The following is a 20,575-nucleotide window of genomic DNA, read 5'->3' on the forward strand; positions in this document are numbered from 1 at the left end:
GGCATGGTCGTGGCGGCGGGCACGGGCCTGAGCCCGAACCTGTGGCGCAAGCAGTACGGGGACTGGACCCAGGAGGTGCGGCCCGCGGGCGGCTCGGGAGCGGCCTCCGGCGAGGAGAACCCGCCCGGGATCGCCGCTCGCGGAGCCGCCGGCAGCCCGCCGGCCGGTGCGGCCGGCGCCGGGACGGCGGGGCTCCCGGTGGCGAGGACGGTGGTGTGCGGGATCTGCCGGGCGCACGCCTGGCAGACCTCCGCCAGGGTCCAGACCTGCCCGACGGCCGGATTGTGGACGAGCACCAGCAGCGTGGAACCACCGCACAGCGCCCGCGCCTCGTGCAGGGCGCACTGCGCGCCGCCGCAGGTGCAGTCGGCGCCCGGCCGGACCCCGGCGAGCCGTGCGTGCGCCCGGACGTGGTCCGCGGCGAAGCGCCGCATGGCCGTGGTGTCCTTCGAGCGGGGCGGCATCCGGCACGCCGCGGTACTGCAGGTGACGGACACGGTGTGATCGGAGTGACCGGTGAGCCGGACCGTCCAGGTCCGTCCCGGCACACGCGATCCCGGCAAAGAGGTCAAATCGGGTTTCCTATCGTCACGGTGCAGACAGGGGAGGCCGTTGGCCGGAAGCGGCTCCGGCCGCCTCGTTCGGTACGTCGTGCCCGGCGCGAGCGGGGGACGGCGCCGGGCCGCACCCCGCGGTGGATCCGGGGCCGGCGCGGTCCGCGTCATGGACTTTGTCGCATCTCCCGCGGGGCCTCGTCAAGCGTCCGCGTCCTCCGCGAGCCCCGATGGCCGTGCGCGCGCCGCCGCCGGGGCGGCCGCCGGGGCGGCCGCCGGAGGACCGCCCGGCCAGCGGAACGCCCCCGGCTCCGCGTGGGAGCCGGGGGCGTGTGTGACGTGGGCGAACGCCTGGGACGGCGGATCACTCCTCCGGGATGACGTTGCCGTCCTCGTCGAGCCCGAGGTGGATCCGGGCCGGTTCGTGGCTGTCGGTGTCGGACGGACGCGGGGCCTCCGGGCCGTCCGGCCCCCAGCGGAGCAGCCTGCGGGTGCGCCCGATCCGGTACACGGTGCCGCGCGCCTCCAGCCGGTTCAGGCGCCGCCCGGCCCGCAGCCGCTCGGACGCCTCGGCGTACTCGCGCAGTTCGGGATCGGCCGATCCCGCCTCGGCCGTGAGGGTGTGGGCATCGGCCTCGGTGGGCGTGTTGACGGGGATCAGGCCCGCCATCCGCGGCCAGGCCCAGGTCAGGGCGAAGTCCAGGGAGGTACGGGCCTCGTGCGGGCAGGCGTGCGGCCCGGAGACGGGCTTCCAGCCGCGTGTGGTCCGCTCCACCACGGCGAAGGTGGCCGGGAGCAGCAGCACATCGGGATGGGTGTCCAGGGCCTGCCGGGAGTCGCGGATCACCTGGGCGGGGAACCGGCCCCCGCTGTAGGCCAGCTGGCGCAGCGCGAGCTGTTCGAGGGCCCCGGTGGGGGTGACCGGCGCGTCCGGGTCCAGCACCAGGTCCTCGTCGATCTGCGGGCCGCGCACCCCGCGGCTCCAGTCCGGCTCGGCCGGATCCGGGTCGGTCGGGCGCGGCTGCTCGATGCCGTCGGGGCCCGTACCGGCGTACTCCTCGGCGCGGACGACCCGGTACCGGGTGCCGTTCGCGGTGAGCTCGTCCACGCGCTCGCTCTCCAGGCGGGCCACCGCCGCCAGCAGCGAGCGCCGCTCGGCCCGGTCGCGCGCCTCGTCCTTGGCGCGGAACCACAGGGCGCTGTTCAGGCTGTCCCGGGCCTGCTGCGCGCAGCCGGCCGTCACCGGGACGACCACCCGCCACCGCCCGCCGTCCTCCGCTCCCTGCGCGGCCACCCCGAACAGGGGGCCTCGTACGACGATGTCGCCCGCCTGCGTCACCGCATCGACGGCATCGGCCTCCGCGGCGGCCTCCACCGGTTCTACGGGCACACGTACCACCATGGGCCGCGCCGCGGCCGGCCCCATTTCCCCACGGTCCATGCAGGCCATCCTGCCGACCCCGGGCGCCGTCCGCCGCCGCTTCCGCGAATCCCCTCCCTTCGGGGTGGGATCCCGGTACGGTCCGCCCCTCCCCGGACGGCGTACTCCCCCTGCCCGGCCCGGATACGCCGCCTCCCGGACCGGGTACGCCGCCTCCCGGCCCGGGACCGCGCGCCTCGGCGGGATCGCCGCCGGGGTGGGGCAGGCTGTCCGGCACAGCGTGTCCCGAGCAGAGGGAGTGGTGCGACCGTGGGCGAAGAGCGGGCCGTGGACGTCGGACCGGCCGGGATCGAGGTGGCCTACGAACGCCTCGGCGACCCGCAGGCCCCGCCCGTGCTGCTGATCGCGGGCATCGGGGCGCAGCTGACCGGCTGGCCGGACGGCTTCTGCGCCGAGCTGGTCGGCCGCGGCGTGCAGGTGATCCGCTTCGACAACCGCGACACCGGGCTGTCGACGCATTTCCCGGAGGCTCCCGCGCCCGATTTCCTGGCCGCGCTGACCGGGGACACCTCCTCGGCGGCGTACAGCCTCTCCGACATGGCCGCCGACACGGTCGGGCTGCTCGACGCGCTCGGGCTGGACGGCGCGCACCTGGTGGGTGCCTCGCTGGGCGGCGCGATCGCGCAGACGGCGGCGATCGAGCACCCGGGCCGGGTGCGCTCGCTGACCTCGCTGATGTCCACCACGGGGGATCCGTCGGTGGGCCGGGCCCGGCCGGACGCGCTGCTGGCCTTCCGCGGGCCCTCGCCGAGGGACCGCGCGGAGGCGGTGGAACGGACGGTCAGGATCGGCAGGGCGCTGGACGGGCCCGGGTTCCCCTGCGACGAGGCGGCGGCCGCCGACCGCGCGGGCCGTGCCTACGACCGCTGCTACGACCCGGTGGGCATCACCCGCCAGGCCGTCGCCTCGCTCGCCACGGGCGACCGTACCGAGCGGCTGCGGAGGCTGGAGGTGCCCACGCTGGTGATGCACGGCTCCGAGGACCCGATGTGCGAGGTCAGTGGCGGCCGCGCCACCGCCGAGGCGGTGCCCGGCGCGGAGCTGGTGGTGATCGACGGAATGGGCCACAGCCTGCCGGAGGTCCTGTGGGCCCGACTCGCCACGCTGATCGCGGACTTCGTCCACCGCGCGGAGCCGACCCCCTCCCCCGGTACGGCGGATGCACCGCCGGAGATGACCGCGCGGGCCTGAGCCCGGCACCCCCGGCACCGGGGAAACAGAAAAGGCAAGGAGGTCGACCCACTCCTTGCCACTCTCAACTTATAGCGCACCGGGGGGCTTGTGGCAAGGCCCCGTCGGTGCCGCACAATCTCCGTCCGAGGAGCGGGAGACCGCGGACAGGGGGTTGTGTTGATCGACGTGATCGTGGCCGGTGGCGGGCCGACCGGGCTGATGCTGGCCTGCGAACTGCGGCTGCACGGCGTACGGGTGGTGGTGCTGGAGAAGGAGACCGGACCGGCCCCGTACGCGAAGGCCCGCGGCCTGCACGCGCGCAGTGTCGAGGTGATGGACCAGCGGGGCCTGCTGGAGCGGTTCCTGCCGGTGAGCCGGAAGGTCGCGACGGGCGGCTTCTTCGCGGGGCTCGGCACGGTGTGGCCGGAAGGGCTGGACACCTCGCACTCGTACGTGCTGGCCGTCCCTCAGCCGGTCGTCGAGCGGCTGCTGACCGAGCGCGCGCTGGAGCTCGGCGTGGAGATCCGGCGCGGCCGCGAGCTGGCGGGGCTGGACCAGGACGGCGACGGAGAAGGGGTGTCCGTGGTCCTGGCCGACGGTACGGAGCTGCGCGCGCGGTATGTCGTCGGCTGCGACGGCGGCCGCAGTACGGTGCGCAAGCTGCTCGGTGTCGGCTTCCCCGGGGAGCCCGCCAGGGTGGAGACGCTGCTGGGCGATATGCGGGTGGGTGTGCCGGCGGAGACGGTGGCCGCGGTGGTGGCCGAGGCGCGCAGGACGCACCAGCGGTTCGGGGTGATTCCCGAGGGGGACGGTCTGTTCCGGGTGATCGTGCCCGCCGACGGGGTGGCCGAGGACCGTACGGCGGCGCCGACCCTGGACGAGTTCAGGCAGCGGCTGCGGGCCTGCGCGGGCACCGACTTCGGGGTGCATTCCCCGCGCTGGCTCTCCCGCTTCGGTGATGCCACGCGGCTCGCGGAGCGCTACCGGGTCGGCCGGGTGTTCCTGGCCGGGGACGCGGCGCACGTGCACCCGCCGACGGGCGGGCAGGGGCTGAACCTCGGGGTGCAGGACGCCTTCAACCTCGGCTGGAAGCTGGCCGCGGCGGTCAACGGCTGGGCGCCGGAGGGCCTGTTGGACAGCTACCACGCCGAACGGCATCCGGTGGCGGCGGCCGTGCTGGACAACACCCGTGCGCAGATGGAGCTGTTGTCCACGGAGCCGGGCGCGCGGGCGGTACGCGCCCTGCTGGCGGAGCTGATGGACTTCGAGGAGGTGAACCGGTACCTCATCGAGAAGATCACCGCGATCGGGATCCGCTACGACTTCGGCGCGGGCCATGAACTGCTCGGCCGGCGCCTGCGGGACACGGAGCTCAAGCGCGGCGGCCGGCTGTACGGGCTGATGCACGGCGGCCGCGGTCTGCTGCTCGACCGGACCGGCACGCTGTCGGTGGCGGGCTGGTCGGACCGGGTGGACCTGGTGGTGGACGAGGGCGGGGACCCGGAGGTCCCCGCCGTGCTGGTGCGGCCCGACGGTCATGTGGCCTGGGTGGGCGCGGACCGGCGGGAGCTGCTGGAGGCCCTGCCGAGGTGGTTCGGCGCGGCCACCACGCCCGCGGGCGGTCAGCCCGTCGGCTTGCCGCTCTCGCGGCCGTCCACGTAGGTGGCCACCACCTCGATGTCCCCGATGCGCGAGACATCGACGCTCCGCGGGTCGTCGCCGAGGACGACCAGGTCGGCGCGCTTGCCGGGGGTGAGGGTGCCCGCGTCGGCCTCCCAGTGGCAGGCGTGGGCCCCGGCCACGGTGTAGGCGTACAGGGCCTCGTCCACGGTGATCGCCTCCCCCGGGCCGATCAGGCTGCCGGACTCCGCGGCGCGTTCCACCATGAACTGGACGGCCCGCAGCGGGGATCCGTCCGTCACCGGCCGGTCGGAGCTGCCGACGAGGGTGATGCCGTGGTCGAGGAAGCCCCGGCCGCGGTACATCCAGGGGGCCCGCTCGGCGCCCATGATCGCCGCGTAGTCGTCGCCGAAGTAGCGCAGGAAGTTGGGCTGGACGACCGCGCTGAGGCCGAGCCGGGCCATGCGCGGGAGCTGGTCGGGGCGGATCAGCCCGGCGTGCTCGATGCGGTGCCGGGCGCCGGGGCGGGGCCGCAGCCGCTGGGCCTCCTCCAGGGCGTCCAGGGCCACATCCGCCGCGCGGTCCCCGATGGCGTGCACGGCGAGCTGCCATCCGGCGAGGTGACCGTCGACGATGGTACGGGTGAGGGCGTCGGGGTCGTCCTGCAACTGGCCCGCGTGGTCCAGCCCTTCGTACGGGGCGCTGAGCGCGGCCGTGCGGGCCATCATGCCGCCGTCGGTGAAGACCTTGAGGGCGCCGATGGAGAGCCAGTCGTCACCGAAGCCGGTGCGCAGGCCCAGGTCGAGGGCGCGCGGTATGCCGTCGGCCGCGTGCGCGGTGACCGGGTTCAGCCGGTCGGCGGAGACCATGAGCTGGACGCGCAGCGGCAGCAGCCCCTTCTCGCGGGCCAGTTGGTAGGCGCCGAGCTCGACGGGGCTGTGCCCGAAGAGGACCCCGCCGATACCGGCCTCCGCGCAGGCGGTGACGCCTTCCGCGAGGCAGGTGCGGGCGGCCCGGCCGATCGCCTCGGCCAGTTCCTCCTGGGAGTAGGGCAGCCGCAGGGCGCGGGCGGCGCCCATCGCGGCTTCGGCGAGGAAGCCGTTCTCGTGCGGCAGGTCGGCGGGGAGCTGGTCGAGGACGGCGGTGTTGACGACGCAGCCGTGCCCGGACTCGTGCAGCAGGTACAGCTTGTGCCCGTCGCTGACCCGGTCGAGTTCGGCGGCGGTGAGGTGGCGGCCGAGGGGCCGCTGGTCGTAGCCGACGATGCTCACCCAGGCGCCCGGGGTGCCCTTGCGGGCGACGGCGCGGGCCACGGCGTCGAGGACGTCCTCGACGCGGGTGAGTCCGGCGATGCTCGGGGTGTTCTGCTTGAAGCCGGTCCAGGGGAGGTGGACATGGGCGTCGATGAAGCCGGGCAGGACGGTGGCGCCCTGGAGGTCGATCACCTCGCGGGCGGGCAGGGCGGCGACTGCCTCGTCCAGGCCGACGATCCGGCCGCGCCAGATGCCCAGCTCGTGGGCGACCGGGTGGTCCGGGTCCATGGTGAGGAAGCGGGCGTTCGTCAGCCGGGTGCAGAGCATCGTCGGGGTCCTGGGGGTGTCGGGCGGCGGCTCGGGCGGTCCGCCGGGGCGGCCGGGGGCTCAGGCGTCGGTGGACGCCGCGAGGGAACGGGGGCGCAGGTCGGTCCAGTTGGCCTCGACGTACTCCAGGCAGGCCGCGCGGCTGTCCTCGCCGAAGGCGACGGTCCAGCCGCCGGGTACCTCGGCGAAGGAGGGCCAGAGGGAGTGCTGGTCCTCGGCGTTGACGAGGACGAGGAAGCGGCCTTCGGGGTCGTCGAAGGGGTTGGTGCTCACGTCGGTGCCTCCCGGGCGCGATGCGATTAGGTTAGGCTCGCCTAATTGCGCCGAGCTTAGCCTCTCCCCTTGCCGCTCACAAGGAGATCCGCATGCGCCCGACCGACCCCGCCCCCGGCCTCGTCGCCGCACCTGCCGCCGACGCGGCCCACGCCTTCGCCGCGTACGGACTGCGCGCGGAGCCCGGTACCGACGCCTTCTGGGCGGCGGCCGGGGCACCCGTCTCCGTGGCCGCCGAAGGAGGGGGCTGGAGCACGCTGTTCCTGTGGCGCGGCTCCCCCGCCACCCTCGGCTTCGAGAGCTGGTCCGAGCCGGTGCCCCTGCGCCGCTGGGGCGGTACCGACTGCTGGTACGCCGAGGTCCGCATGCCCGCCCGGCTGCGCGTGACCTACTGGTTCGTGGTGGACGGTACCGCCCACGCCGACCCCTTGAACCCGGCCGGCGCGGGCGGCGACCGCTCCCTCACGGCGACCCCCGACACCCCGGCCCAGCCGCACTGGCCGGCCGTGGGCCCCGAGGAGGTGCTGCCGCTGCCGCCCACCCGGTTCCGCTGGGCGAGCGCGCGCCTCGGCACGCGGCGCACCGTACGGGTGCACGCGGCGGGCGGGGGCGGGCCGCTCGTACTGCTCCTCGACGGCGACGACTGGCTGTATCTGCACCCGGCCATGACCGCCTTCGACACGGCCGTGGCCCGCGGCGACCTGCCGCCGGTCACCCTCGTCTTCCTGCCGACGCGGGACCGGGAGGCCGAGTTCGGCTGCCGGCCCGCGCTGTGGGAGGCAGTCCGGGACGAGCTGCTGCCGCTGGTCGCGGAGACGGGCCTGCCCGCCGACCCGGACCGGCTGGTCGTCGCCGGGCAGAGCCTCGGCGGGCTGAGTGCCGTCTACGCGGCCCTGCGCTTCCCGGAGCTGGTGTCCCGGGTCGCCTGCCAGTCCGGGTCCTTCTGGTGGACGCCCGGTGCCGCGGAGCTGCCGGACCCGCTGGCAGGCCCGGCCGGGGGCTCCCTGGCGGCGCTGCTGCGGGAGCGCCCCGGCCTGTCGGCCGTGCGGATCGCCTTCGACGCGGGCGAGCACGAGACGCGGATGCTGCCCCACTGCGCGGTGGTGGAGGCCCTGGCCGAGGAGGCCGGGGCCACCGTGCGCGTGTCACGCTCCCCGTCGGGCCACGACCGGGCGGGCTGGCGGCACGCCCTGACCCGGGACGTGGCCTGGGCCCTCGGGTAGGCCCGGCGGCCTCATCTCGCCACCGCCACGCAGTAGTCCTTGTCGGTGGCGAGCAGGTTGCGGTGGGTGTCCTCGGCGACGACGATCCCTTCGTCCAGGACCAGGACCCGGTCGGCCGCGTCGAGCAGGGCCGGGCTGCTGGTGATCACCACGGTGGTGCGGCCCCGGCGCAGCTCCGCGAGGTTGCGCGCGATGAGCTGCTCGGTCACCGCGTCCACCGCCGTGGTCGGGTCGTGCAGGACCAGCACCTCGCTGTCCGCGGCCAGCGCGCGGGCCAGTGAGAGGCGCTGGCGCTGTCCGCCGGAGAGGTTGGCGCCGCGGTCGCGGACCCCGTAGTCCAGGCCCTCGCGGTGCAGGGCGACCACATCGGTCAGCATCGAGGCCGCCACGGCCTCGTCCACGGACCGGCCGGTGCCCCGCGGGTCGATGTTCGTGCGCAGGGTGCCCGCGAAGATCTCCCCGTCGTAGGGGTTCACCAGCAGGTGGGCCCGTACCTCCTCCACCGACAGGCCGGCGATCTCCCGGCCGCCGACGCGCACCTGCCCCTCGTACCCGGCGGGCGGGACCCGCAGGGACAGGACCGCCGCCAGGTCGGCCGCCGCGCGCGGCCGGTAGACGGCGATCGCCACGAACTCCCCCGCCCGCACCCGGAAGGTGAGCCCGCGCAGCTCCCCGTACCGGACGCCGTCGAGCTCCAGGCCGCCGCCGGGCTCCGGGCGGCCGGTGCCGGGGGTCATGACCGGGGGCGCGGCCAGGACCAGGGCCATGCGTTCGGCGGAGGCCCGCGCCATCATCACGTACTTGGGCATGTCCGAGAACATCTTCAGCGGCTCCATGATGAACTGCGCCAGCCCCACGGCCATGACCAGTTCACCGATGCCGATCCGGCCGTCGAAGGCCAGCCAGCCGGCCGTGAGGGTCACGGACGCGGCCAGCACGGCGTTGAGGGCCATGGCGGTGCCCGCGTAGGCGCCGTTCACGACGGCCACGGTGACGGCCTGCCGCTTGGCCTCCGTGCTGACCTGCCGGTAGGAGCGGAAGGCCGCGTGGTTGCCGCCGAAACCGTGCAGCGGGCGCAGGCCGGTGATCAGGTCGGCCACCTTGGCGCCCGCCCGGGCCACCCGCGCCTGCTGCTCGCGGGTGCTGGAGCCGATGCGCCGGGACAGCACGCTCAGGACCGACAGGATGGCGACGGTCCCGACGATCACGAGCAGACCGAGCCGGATGTCGGCCAGCCCCAGGGCGACGGCCGCGACCAGGACCGCGACCAGTGAGCTGATCAGCAGCGGCACCACTTCGATGATGTCGGCGGTCTGGTCGGCGTCCTCGGTGGCGATGGTCAGCACCTCGCCGGATTTGAGGTCGACGTCCCGGGCCACCGGCTGGAGCCCGCAGTCGGCCACCTGCACCCGCCAGCGGTGGGCCTCGGTGGTGTTGGCCCTCTGGAGGATGCGCATGCCGAAGCGCCAGGACAGCGAGACCGTCGTGATGATGACGGCCAGCGCGGCGATCGACACGCCGAGCGCGTCGAAGCCCCGCTCCTGGAGGGCGTGCTCGACGATCAGGCCGAGCGCGATGGGGAAGGCGGTCTCACCGGCCTGGTAGAGGCCCATGAGGACGGTGCCCCCGGTCATGGCGCCGACGTTGCGGCGCAGGGCGGTGCGGAGGATGTCGGACCCCGTGCGGGGCCGCTGCGTGTCAGGAGTTGTCATCGAGGTGGCGGGCAATCGCTTCCGGGGTGCGCAGGGTGAACAGGTCGCGGATGGTGATCACTGGACCGTACTCGCGGCGGAGCAGGCCGATGAGCCGTACCGCCAGCATGGAGTGGCCGCCGAGGGCGAGGAAGTCGCTCACGGCGCTCACCTCGTCCTCGTCCAGGTCGAGGGCTTCGGCGAAGAACTCGCAGACGGCCGTTTCGGTCTCCGTCTCCGGTCCCCGCTCCCCCGCCGTGGTCAGCGCGCCCAGCGGGCGGGCCTCGGGCAGGGCCTTGGTGTCGGCCTTGCCGTTGACCGTGAGCGGGATCGCGTCCACCCGGGCGTAGTGGGTGGGGCGCAGGAAGTCCGGCAGCGCGGCGCCCACCTCGGCGGCCACGTCGGCCAGTTCGGCGTCCGCCAGCACCAGGTAGGCGGCGAGCCGGTACGCCCCGTCCACCTGCGGGTCGGGCTGGGCGACGGCGGCGGCGAAGCGCACGGCGGGGTGCGCGGCGAACGCGGCCTCCACCTCGCCGAGTTCGACGCGGTGGCCGCGGATCTTCACCTGCTGGTCGGTGCGCCCGAGGTACATCAGGTTCCCGTCGGGCCGCCGCAGCACCAGGTCGCCCGTACGGTACATCCGCTCGCCGGGGGCGCCGAAGGGGCAGGCGACGAACCGGTGGGCGGTCTGCGCGTGCTGGCCCAGGTAGCCGCGGGCGATGCCGGCGCCGGAGACGTGGAGCTCGCCGGGGACCCCGTCGGGGACGGGCCGCAGCCAGGGGTCGAGGACGTACACGTCAGTGTTGTCGATGGGGACGCCGACCACCGGGTCCTGGCATTCGAAGGTGCCCACGCCGAGGGTGTTGATCGTGTACTCGGTGGGCCCGTACAGGTTGTAGCCGACGGTGCCCGGGGTGTCCGCGAGGCGCTGCCAGAGCGTGGGGGTGACGGCCTCACCGCCGAGGAGGACCAGCGGGGGGCGCCGTCCGGGGTCGTCGAGCAGTCCCTCGGCGAGGAGTTGCTGCGCGTACGTCGGCGTCACGTTGATGACGTCGATGGCGTTGCGCAGGCAGTACTCCACCAGCCGGGGTGCGTCGCGGCGCAGTTCCTCGTCGCAGATGTGCACCTCGTGGCCGTCCGCGAGCCAGAGCAGTTCCTCCCACGACATGTCGAAGGCGAAGGAGACGGTGTGGGCGATACGGAAGACGCGGTGGCCGTGGTCGGCGAGGACGGGTTCGAAGATGCGGCGCCGGTGGTTGACGAGCATGTTGGTGAGCCCGGCGTACTCGGTGACCACGCCCTTCGGGCGGCCGGTGGAGCCGGAGGTGTAGATGACGTAGGCGGGGTGCCGCAGCCGCAGCGGGTCCTCGGGGGTGAAGGTGACGAAGGGCTCGGCCTCCGGCAACGGCCGGTCCAGTTCGAGGAGTTCACCGGTCAGCCGGGGTGAGACGGCGCTGACGGTGAGGATCACCTCGGGGCGGGCGTCCGCGACGATGGCCGCGATCCGCTCGTCGGGATGGTCCAGCTCCAGCGGGACGTAGGCGGCGCCGGTCCGCAGGACGGCGAACAGCGCCACGAGGGAGTCGAGGGAGCGCGGGACGGCGAGCCCCACGGTCCGCCCGGGTCCGATGCCGCGTGCGGCGAGCACCCCGGCGACGGCCCGGCTGCGGTCCCGGAGCCGGGCGAAGGTGAGGGTGCGGCCGTCCGCGACGAGGGCCACGCGCTCCGGGTGCCGGTCGGCGGCCCGGTCGAAGCGGTCCACGACGGTGTCGGTGCCGAAGTCCGTACGGTCGCCCGCGCGGGGCGGCGCCCCGAGTCCGGGCAGGGCGCCGACGGGGCCGGTGGAGCGGGTCAGGTGGTCGAGCACGGTCAGGTAGTCGTCGAGGAGCCGGCGGGCGGCCCCGGTGTCGTGGTCGCGGTACTCCAGTTTGACGGTGAGCCGGTCGCCCGGGGTGACCACCCAGGTGAAGGGGTAGTGGGTGGAGTCGTCGGCCCGGACGGAGGTGATGCCGTGGCGGGTGTTCATCGCGGCGAAGGCGTCCATGTCCAGGAAGTTCTGGAGCACGAAGAGGTTGTCGAAGAGGGTGTCGTGCCCGCCGGCCCGCTGGATCTCGCCCAGGCCGAGGTGCTCGTGCTCCATCGCCTCGACCCGGGCCCGCTGCACGGAGGCCAGGTAGTCGCGGACGGTGTCGCCGGGCCGGGGCCGGGTCCACATCGGCACGGTGTTGAGCAGGACGCCGACCACCTCGGCCAGGCCCTCGCCCTCGCGGCCGGAGACGGTCACCCCGAACACGGCGTCGGAGCGGCCGGTGCGGGCGCCCAGCAGGAGGCCGAAGGCGCCGGTGAGCACGGAGTTCAGGGTGACGCCGTGGGTCCGGGCCGCCTCCCGCAGCCGCTGCGACGCCTCGGCGGAGAGCCGGTGGACGAGGGTGCTGGGCAGGTCGTCGGCGAGGGCGGGCGCCGGCCCGGCGAGCAGGGTCGGGCCCGGCAGCCCGGCCAGGTGCTCCGCCCAGAAGCGCTCCGAGCGCGCGGGGTCCCTGGCGGCGAGCGCCCGCGCGTGGTCCTCGAAGGCCGGGGTGGCCGGGACCGGGGCGGTCAGCTCGCCCGCGCGTGCCGCCTCGTAGGCGTCGAAGAGGTCGCGGAGCACCAGCTCGCGGGACCAGCCGTCCCACAGCAGCAGGTGGTAGCTGAGGAGCAGCCCGTCGCGGCCGTCGGGCAGCCGGAGGACGGTCAGCCGGATCAGCGGCGGCTCGCCCGGGTCGAATCCGGTGTCGCGGTCCCGGGCGAGGATGCCGTCGACCTCCTCCTCGGAGGCCACGGTGAGCGTGCGGACGGGGACCCGCCGGCCGGCGGCGAGGACCTGGACCGGGTCGCCGCGCTCGTCGGTGGCGAATCCGGCGCCCACCGCCGGATGCCGGCCGGTCACCCAGGCCATGGCCTCGGCCAGCGCGCCGGTGTCCAGGCGGCGGTCGAAGGTGAACCAGCTCTGGGCGACGTAGTGCCCGGCCGGCCCGGCCAGCTGGGCCTGGAAGAACAGGCCGCGCTGGAGGGGGGTGACGGGGGCCGTGCGCTCGGCCGTGCCGGCGGCCTCCGCGAGCTGTTCCAGGGCGCGCAGCCAGTGCCCGGTGATCTCCTCGGGCACCCCGTCGGCGAGGATGAAGGCGGCGTGCAGGCTGCCGGTGGCGGCGTCGGTCCAGGCGTTGACCTCGACGGCGTACGGGCCGGCCGGGTCGGTGCCGGTGATCTGCGGGACCTGGGATTCGCCGCCCCGGCCGAGGTAGTTGAACAGCACCTGCGGCTGGGCCGCCAGCAGCGGCGCGGCCTGCGGGTGGAGGTGGCGCAGCTGTCCGTACGCCACGTGCGCGCGCTCGTCCGCCCTGCGCCCGGCGGCCTCGCGGGCGGCGGCCACCGGGTCGGTGTGCGCGGTGAGCCGGACGGGCGCGATCGCGGTGAACCAGCCGACGGTACGGGTGTAGTCGTGGCCGGGGCGGGCCGGGACCCGGCCGTGCCGCTCCAGGTCGATCGCGAGGTCGGTGGGGTCGGACTGGATGCGGGTGAGGGCGGTGCGCAGGGCTCCGCACAGCAGCTCGGTGAGGTCCACGCCGAGCGCGGAGGGCGCCGTACGGGTCACGAGCTCGCTCACCGCGGGCGGGAGCACCGCGGTGGTCTCGCGGCTCCCGCGGACGGCGGGGAGCAGCGGGGGCGCCTGGAGGGTGGTGATCCAGGGGCCGAGGTCGTCGGTGAGGTGGGCGGCTCCGGTGGCGAGGGCTTCGGCGTAGGCGGTGTAGGAGGTGGTCGGGGGCGGGAGGGTGCCGCCGCGCAGGGCGGTGGCGAGGTCGTCGAGGAGGATCAGCCAGGAGACGGCGTCCACGGCGAGGTGGTGGGCGGTGACCACGAGGGTGCGGCTGGGTTCCAGCCAGGTGAAGGCGATGACCTCCCCGGCTTCGGGGTCGAGCCGTCCGGCGGCCTCGTTCGCCGCGGCGGCCGGGTCGGCGGTGCCGGTGCGGAGCACGGTGGCGGGGCGGGCGGGGCCGGTACGCAGCGACCACACGCCGTGCTCGACGCGCAGCCGCAGCCGCAGGACGGGGTGGGCGGCGACCACGGCATGGGCGGCCCGCTCGGCGTCGGCGAAGCCGGTGCCCTCGGCGGCGGCCAGGGTGCGGGCCTGCGCGAACCGGGCGAGGGAGCCGCCGAGCAGGCGCTGGCGCAGGATGATCGGGGTCGGCGTGAGCGGGCCCTCGGCGGGCGGCGCGGCGTCGGTCCCGGGCGCGGGCGCGGGTACGGCTTCGGGCGGGGCGGCGGTGGCCAGGTGCGCGGCGAGGGCGCGGGGGGTTCGCAGCAGGAACACCTCGCGCGGGGCGATGCGCAGGCCGAGGGCGCGGGCGCGGTTGACGACGGTGATCGCGAGGATGCTGTCGCCGCCGGCCCGGAAGAAGTCGCTGTCGGCGTCGACGGCGGTGCCGGGCAGGGTCTCGGCGAAGATCTCGGTCAGGGCGGTGAGCGCGGCGAGCGCGGTGAGGGCGGGCCCCTCCGCGACCGGTGCGGTCGGCCCGGCGGGGGCGGCGGGCTCCTCGGGGCGCTGGGTGCGGGCCCGTTCGGCCAGGGCCTTGCGGTCGAGCTTGCCGTTGACGGTGAGCGGCAGGGCCTCGGTGGTGAGGATCCGGCCGGGCACCATGTGCGCGGGCAGCCGGGCGGCGAGCAGCGCGGTGAGGTCGGCGGGTGCGGTGCCGACGACATGGGCGACGAGGTGGTCGGCGCTGTCCGCGACGGTGACGGCCGCGTCGGTCACGCCGTCGAGGCCGCGGAGGGCGGCCTCCACCTCGCCCGGCTCGATGCGGAAGCCCTTGAGCTGCACCTGGTCGTCGGCGCGGCCGATGAACTCCAGCTCGCCGTCCAGCGTCCGGCGGGCCAGGTCGCCCGTGTGGTACATGCGGGAACCGTCGGCGGCGAAGGGGTCGGCCACGAAGCGGCTCGCGGTGAGGGCCGCCCGGCCCAGGTAGCCGAGCGAGACCTGGTCCCCGGACACGTAGACCGCGCCCACGCGGCCGGGCGGTACGGGCCGCAGCCGCTCGTCGAGGAGGTGGGTGAGCAGCCCGGGGATGGGCTCCCCGATCGGGCTGGCCTCGTCCTCGCGGGTGAAGTCCTCGCCGGTGAGGACCCGGTGGGTGACGTGGACGGTGGTCTCGGTGATCCCGTACATGTTGACGAGCCGGGGCGCGTCGGTGCCGTGCCGTTCCACCCAGCCGCGCAGCCGGGCGGGGTCCAGGGCCTCCCCGCCGAAGACGATCCGGCGCAGCGCGGGCAGCGGCGGGCCGCCGGCCTGCCGGTCGGCCTCGATGAACTGGTGGAAGGCGGAGGGCGTCTGGTTGAGCACGGTCACCCCGCGCTCGCGGACCAGCCGGTGGAAGTCGACCGGGGAGCGGGTCAGCGCGTACTCGGGGAGGAGCAGTTCGGCGCCGTGTGCCAGGGCTCCCCACAGCTCCCAGACGGCGAAGTCGAAGGAGTAGGAGTGGAACTGCACCCAGATGTCGTCGGGGCCGAAGTCCATGGCGGGCCGTGTCCGCGCGAGCAGGGCCACCACGCTGGAGTGCGGGACGACGACGCCCTTGGGCCGGCCGGTGGAGCCGGAGGTGTAGATGACGTAGGCGGGGTCCTGCGGCCCGGTCGCCCGCACGGCCGCGTGGGGTGCCTCGTACGGCGGGTCCTCGGCGCTGTCCTCCAGTACGAGCAGCCGCGCGCCCGAGCCGGTCCGTGCGAGCAGCCCGGCGAAGCGGTCGCGCTGCTCGCGGCCGACGAGCACGACGCGGGGGGCCGCGTCGGTGAGCACGTACTCCAGCCGTTCGTCCGGGTAGGCCAGGTCCAGGGGGACGTAGGCGCCGCCGGCGGTGACGGCGGCGACCAGGGCGACGACCTGGTCGAGCGAGCGCGGCAGGGCGACGGCGACCCGTTCGCCGGGACGGACCCCGGCGGCGCGCAGCCGGGCGGCCAGGGCCTGCTTGGCGTCCGCGAGTTCGCCGTAGGTCAGGGAGCGGGAGCCGCCGTCGAGGTCGCAGCGGGTGACGGCGGTGGCGGCGGGATCGCGCCCGGCGGCGGCGTCGAAGAGGGCGTCCAGGGTGGTGGGGGCGACGGGGGCGTGGCGCCGGGCCGGGTCGAGGGCGAGCTCGTCGACGGGGGCGTCGGGGTGGGTGAGGAGCCGGTCGAGGGTGCGGGTGAACCGCTCCAGGATCCGGCGGGCTCCGGTCTCCCGCAGCAGGGCCGTGTCGTAGATCAGGTTGAAGCGCGGGCGGCCTTCGGCGGTGCGCTCCACGACCAGGGTCAACGGGTAGTGCGGGGCGCCCTCGTTGGCGACGGAGGTGACGGCCAGGGTGTGGCCGGGCTCGCGGAGCGCGGCGATGTCGGTGGCGACGTCGAAGACCACCAGGGTGTCGAACAGCGGTCCGGTGGCGCCCGCGAGGCGGCCGGTGCGGGCGAGGGAGACGTGCTGGTGGGCGAGGACCGCGCTCTGGTGCTCGCGTACCGAGGCGAGCAGGTCGCGGGCGGTGGTTCCCGGTGTCCAACGGGCCCGTACCGGGATGGTGTTGATGAACAGGCCGACCATGTCCTGGATGCCGGGCACGTCCGCGTCACGGCCGGAGACGGTGGAGCCGAGGACGAGGTCCCGGCCGGGCAGGAGCCCGCCGAGGGTGACGGCCCAGGCGCTGTGCACGGCCACGCTCAGGGGGACGCCCGCCTCGCGGACGGCGGCGTCGGTGCCGGGCGCCGGCTCGGTCGCGGTGTCCGCGAAGCGGTCGGAGGGGGTGTGGCCCTCGGCGACGAGTGAGGGGCCGGGCAGTCCGGCGAGCTGTGCGCGCCAGACCCGGTCGCTCTCCTCCTCGTCGCGTCCGGCCAGCCAGCGCACGTAGTCGGTGAATCCGCCGGCCGGGTAGACGGTGCCCGGGGCGTGGTATTCGGCAAGCAGCGCGCGGAGCATCGGCGGTACCGACCAGCCGTCCGCGACGAGGTGGTGCACGGTCTGTACGAGGACCTCGCGGCCGGCGCCGGCGCGGACGAGCGTGAACCGCATCAAGGGGCCCGTGGCCAGGTCGAATCCGGTGCGGCGGTCCTCCTCGGCCAGCTCGCGGATCTCCTCGTCGGTCATGCCGGGGCGGTCGAGGGTGCGGAAGGGTGCCCGTACGCCGTTCTCCAGGACGGAGACCACGCGCCCGTCGGCGAGGGCGGTGAAGCGGGCGGCCAGGTTGGGGAAGAGGGCGAGGAGCCGGGTGGCCGCGGCGGCGAGCCGTTCGGGGTCCACCTCCCCGTCCAGGGTGAGGAGTTGCTGCTCCACGTAGCTGCCGGTGGAGTCGTCGTCGAAGACGGAGTGGAAGTACAGGCCCTCCTGGAGCGGGGTCAGCGGGAGGACATCGCGCAGGGCCGGCCCGTCGAGGGCGTCGACGTCCGCCTGGGTGAGCGGCACCAGGGGGAAGTCGCTGGGCGAGTGGCCGCCGCCGTCGAGTGCGGCCAGTCCGGTCAGGGCCTCGCGGAAGTAGCCGCCGAGGGTGGCGATGTCCTCGTCGGTGAAGAGGGTGTCGGGCCAGGAGACGGTGGTGACCAGCTCGTACCCGCCCGCGGTGGCGGGCTCGGCGATGGCGTTGAACTCCAGGGCGCGCGGCAGCCGCATGCGCGGGTCGCGCTTCTCCCCCAACTGGCCGGTGGTGCGGCAGAGTTCCCAGTCGGCGGTGGATCCGGCGTCGAAGCGGCCGAGGTAGTTGAAGAGCACCTGCGGCGGGGGTGTGTCGAAGCCGGCGCCGTGCAGGTGGCGCAGGGCGCCGTAGGGCAGGCCGTTGCCCGGGACCCGGGCCAGGTCCTCCTTGACGGCCTTGAGGGCGGCGGCCAGGTGGGCGGGGGCGGTGGGGTCGTCCGCGGGGCCGGGGTCCACGGTCACCGGGAAGAGGGTGGTGAACCAGCCGACGGTGCGCGAGAGTTCGGGCTCGACGCCGGTGGCGGCGGCCACGAGATGCGGTTCGCGGCCGTGGCCTTCGAGTTCGACGAGGGAATACGTCTGCTCGTGCCCGCGGTCGCGGCGCCACCGGGCGAGGGCCACGGCGAGCGCGGTCAGCAGCACGTCGTTGGCCCCGGCGTGGAAGCGCGCGGGGACCTCCCCGAGCAGGGCGGCCGTGGTGTCGGGGCCGACGGACACGGTGGTGGTCCGCTCGCGGGCCACGGTGTCCTCCGCGCTCAGGGGCCGCCGGCCCAGCGGGGCGTCGGGTGCGGGGAGCGGGCGCCGGAAGGAGGGGAGGTCGGCGTCGAAGGGGGTGCGTTCCAGTAACTGGGTCCAGCGCCGGAACGAGGTTCCGGTGGAAGGAAGTTCGACCGGCTCGTGCGCGGCGGAGCGCCGCCAGGCGGTGGCCAGGTCCTCCATGATGATCCGCCAGGACACCCCGTCGACCACGACATGGTGGGCGGCCAGGACCAGCTGCCGGGCGGCGCGGCGCCAGACGGCCCGCAGCATGACGCCGTCCTCCGGGTCCAGGCCCTCGGTGGCCAGGGCCACGCAGGCGTCGAGCGGGCCGGCGCTCTCCTGCCAGCAGGACCGGCCCCGCTCCCGCGCCCGGTCCGGGTCCTGCTCCGGGGGCGGGATCTCGAAGCTCCACCGGTCTCCGCGCACCAGCCGGGCCCGCAGCATGTCGTGCCGGGCGAGCAGCGCGCTCAGGATCCCGTCCAGGGCGTCCGGGGTGAGGTCGGCGGGGGTGTTGAGCACCACCGACTGCACGAAGCCGTCGACGTGGTCCGTGGTCTCCCCGAGCCAGCGCAGGACCGGGGATCCGGTGACGGAGCCGGTGGGGACGTCGCCGTGGTCCAGGGCCGCCGGGTCCTCGCGGCCGGCCACGGCCGCCAGGGCCCCGAGGACGCTGTGGTGGAAGATCTGGCGCGGGGTGACATGCAGTCCCACCTCGCGCAGGGCGCTGAGCAGGGAGATCGCCAGCAGGCTGTCGCCGCCGAGCTTGAAGAAGTCCTGGTCGGCGCCCACCTCGTCCAGCCGGAGCAGGGTGGCGACGGCCGTGCAGACGAGCCGTTCGTGCTCGGTGGCCGGGGCCCGCAGCGGGCCGGTCGTGGTGTCGGGCTCGGGGAGCGCGGCGCGGTCGAGCTTGCCGTTCGCGGTGAGGGGGAACTCCTTCATGACCACGACATGGGCGGGCACCATGTACTCCACCATGTGGGCGGCGGCCCAGGCGCGGACCTCCTCCGCCCGCAGGTCCTCGCTCCCGGCGGTGGGGATGACGTACCCCACCAGGTAGGTGCCTCCGGCCGTGTTGGTGCGGGCGACGACGCAGGTGTGGCGGACCTCGGGGTGCTCGGCTAGGCCGGCTTCGACGTCCTCGGTCTCCAGGCGCATACCGCGGATCTTGATCTGGTTGTCGGCGCGGCCGAGGAAGTCCAGGGAGCCGTCGGGGGCGTAGCGGGCCAGGTCGCCGGTGCGGTAGAGCCGGGATCCGTCGTCCGCGAAGGGGTTGGCGACGAAGCGGGAGGCGGTCAGGCCGGGGGCGCCCGCGTAGCCGCGGCCGAGGAGGAAACCGCCCACGTACAGCTCGCCGCCGACGCCGACGGGGACGGGGCGCAGGGCGTCGTCGAGTACGTACAGCTGGGTGTTGGGGTTGGCGCGGCCGATGGAGGTCGACAGGCGTTCGGCGGCGCCGCGGTAGATGACGTGGGAGACGCCGATGGTCGTCTCGGCGGGGCCGTAGCCGTGGTACATGGGTATGCCGAGCCGGGTGCGGAACCGTTCGTACAGCTCCGGGGTCAGCACCTCTCCGCCGCACCACACGTGCCGCAGGCTGTCCAGGCGTCCGGAGTCGCCCGCGATCTCCAGCAGGACGTCGAGCATGGACGAGACCAGGTAGGTGAAGGTGACCCCCTGTTCGGCGATGACGCTGAGCAGGTGGTGCGGGTCGCGTTCGCCGCCGGGGCGCAGGACGACCAGCCGGCCGCCGGAGACGAGTGGGAGGAAGATCTCGTTGATGGAGATGTCGAAGGACAGCGGGGCCTTGAACAGGGAGGCGTCGTCGGTGCCGAAGCCCAGGATCTCGCGGGACTGCCAGAGCAGGCGTTCGCTGATCGCCTCGTGCCGGATCATGGCGCCCTTGGGGCGGCCGGTGGAGCCGGAGGTGAAGATGACGTAGGCGAGGGCGGCGCCGGGCACGGTGACCGGGATGTCCTCGCCCGGGTCGGCGTCGAACGTCCAGGCGCCGAGGTCGACGGGGACGGCCTCGGGTTCGCCGGGGTCGTGCGCGCCGGAGCTGTTGAGCTGGAGGACGACCCCGGCGTCCTCGATGACGACGGCGCGGCGGGCGGCGGGCCACTGCGGGTCGAGCGGTACGAAGGCGGCCCCGGCCTGGAGCACGCCGAGCAGGCCGATCACCATCTCGGCGGAGCGGCCGAGAGAGATCCCGACGACCTGTTCGGCGGTGATCCCCCGGTCGAGCAGATGGCGGGCGAGCCGGCCGGACAGCTCGGCGGCCTGGCGGTAGGTCAGGGAACGGTGCTCGTCCACGACGGCGACCGCGTCGGGCCGGATACGGGCCTGCTCGCGGAACATCTCGACAACCGTCGGGCGGTCCCGCTCCGCGGTGGTGTCGTTCCAGCGGGCCAGGGCCGCGAGCCGGGCGGCCGGGTCGCCGGGGGCGATGGTGCCGAGAGGCCGGTCGGGGAAGTCCGCGAGGTCGTCGAGGGCGAGCTGTGCCTCGTCGGGGGCGACCCCCTCGGGGACGGTGATGCTGCGGTCGTCGGCGCCGACCTCCCAGCCGGTGTCCGCGGCGGCTCCGGCGCGTACGGCCGCGAGCACGTCGGTGAAGGGGGTGGCGGGGGTGAGCTCCAGGCCCTCGGGGCCGCGGCCGGTGGCCCAGTACGCCAGCCCGATCGAGCACGCCTCGGCGAGGGTCCGGTCTCCGTGGTCACCGGTTCTGCGGCGCATCCCGTCGAGGCGGGTGGGGGTAAGCCGCACGAGCCGAGCGGTCGGTTCCGTCATCGAAGACTCAACGCCCTT

At 75.0% G+C, this 20,575-nt stretch carries 9 protein-coding genes; 3 read left to right on the forward strand and 6 right to left on the reverse strand.

All coding sequences use genetic code 11. The features are described from left to right. Together ABZ873_RS21940 and ABZ873_RS21945 are read right to left on the reverse strand one after the other, a co-directional pair. A partial coding sequence (locus ABZ873_RS21940; protein WP_360874709.1) for a hypothetical protein occupies nt 1–497 on the reverse strand: 497 nt, incomplete at its 3' end. A gap of 421 nt (nt 498–918) precedes the next feature. Then, complete coding sequence (locus ABZ873_RS21945) at nt 919–1,944, reverse strand: DUF5954 family protein (RefSeq protein ID WP_360874611.1); 1,026 nt, start codon at nt 1,942–1,944, stop codon at nt 919–921. Nucleotides 1,945–2,244: 300 nt separating this feature from the next. Here ABZ873_RS21945 and ABZ873_RS21950 point away from each other — a divergent pair, with 300 nt between their 5' ends. Further along, a complete protein-coding gene (locus tag ABZ873_RS21950) occupies nt 2,245–3,186 on the forward strand; it encodes an alpha/beta hydrolase (protein WP_360874614.1) in 942 nt (313 codons plus the stop codon). A gap of 159 nt (nt 3,187–3,345) precedes the next feature. Further along, a complete protein-coding gene (rox, locus tag ABZ873_RS21955; RefSeq protein WP_360874617.1) occupies nt 3,346–4,830 on the forward strand; it encodes a rifampin monooxygenase in 1,485 nt (494 codons plus the stop codon). Here rox and ABZ873_RS21960 read toward each other — a convergent pair. Beyond that, nucleotides 4,791–6,368, reverse strand: coding sequence for an amidohydrolase (locus ABZ873_RS21960; RefSeq protein WP_360874620.1), 1,578 nt, complete (start codon nt 6,366–6,368; stop codon nt 4,791–4,793). The two genes, rox and ABZ873_RS21960, sit on opposite strands and share 40 nt — an antisense overlap. 60 nt (nt 6,369–6,428) lie before the next feature. After that, nucleotides 6,429–6,641, reverse strand: coding sequence for an MbtH family protein (locus tag ABZ873_RS21965; RefSeq protein WP_360874623.1), 213 nt, complete (start codon nt 6,639–6,641; stop codon nt 6,429–6,431). 92 nt (nt 6,642–6,733) lie between these two features. Between ABZ873_RS21965 and ABZ873_RS21970 the strand changes: the two genes are divergently transcribed. Beyond that, nucleotides 6,734–7,864 carry an alpha/beta hydrolase-fold protein gene (locus ABZ873_RS21970; protein WP_360874625.1) on the forward strand — a complete coding sequence of 377 codons (1,131 nt, stop codon included), beginning with the start codon at nt 6,734–6,736 and terminating at the stop codon, nt 7,862–7,864. A gap of 11 nt (nt 7,865–7,875) precedes the next feature. Here ABZ873_RS21970 and ABZ873_RS21975 read toward each other — a convergent pair whose 3' ends face one another. After that, entirely contained in the window at nt 7,876–9,576 is a 1,701-nt protein-coding gene (locus tag ABZ873_RS21975) for an ABC transporter ATP-binding protein (RefSeq protein ID WP_360874627.1), read from the reverse strand. Next, nucleotides 9,563–20,557, reverse strand: a complete 10,995-nt coding sequence (locus ABZ873_RS21980; protein WP_360874630.1) for an amino acid adenylation domain-containing protein — start codon at nt 20,555–20,557, stop codon at nt 9,563–9,565. Before ABZ873_RS21980 ends, ABZ873_RS21975 begins: the two co-directional genes overlap by 14 nt. Between the last annotated feature and the right edge of the window lie 18 nt (nt 20,558–20,575).

This window comes from Streptomyces sp. NPDC047014 (assembly GCF_040644195.1).
In the GTDB taxonomy this organism is placed as follows: Bacteria; Actinomycetota; Actinomycetes; order Streptomycetales; family Streptomycetaceae; genus Streptomyces.

Excerpts from the sequence above, each read along its gene's own strand:
- ABZ873_RS21980 (WP_360874630.1), bottom strand. The coding sequence starts at position 20,557 with ATGACGGAACCGACCGCTCGGCTCGTGCGGCTTACCCCCACCCGCCTC.
- ABZ873_RS21970 (WP_360874625.1), top strand. The coding sequence starts at position 6,734 with ATGCGCCCGACCGACCCCGCCCCCGGCCTCGTCGCCGCACCTGCCGCC.
- ABZ873_RS21960 (WP_360874620.1), bottom strand. The coding sequence starts at position 6,368 with ATGCTCTGCACCCGGCTGACGAACGCCCGCTTCCTCACCATGGACCCG.
- ABZ873_RS21975 (WP_360874627.1), bottom strand. The coding sequence starts at position 9,576 with ATGACAACTCCTGACACGCAGCGGCCCCGCACGGGGTCCGACATCCTC.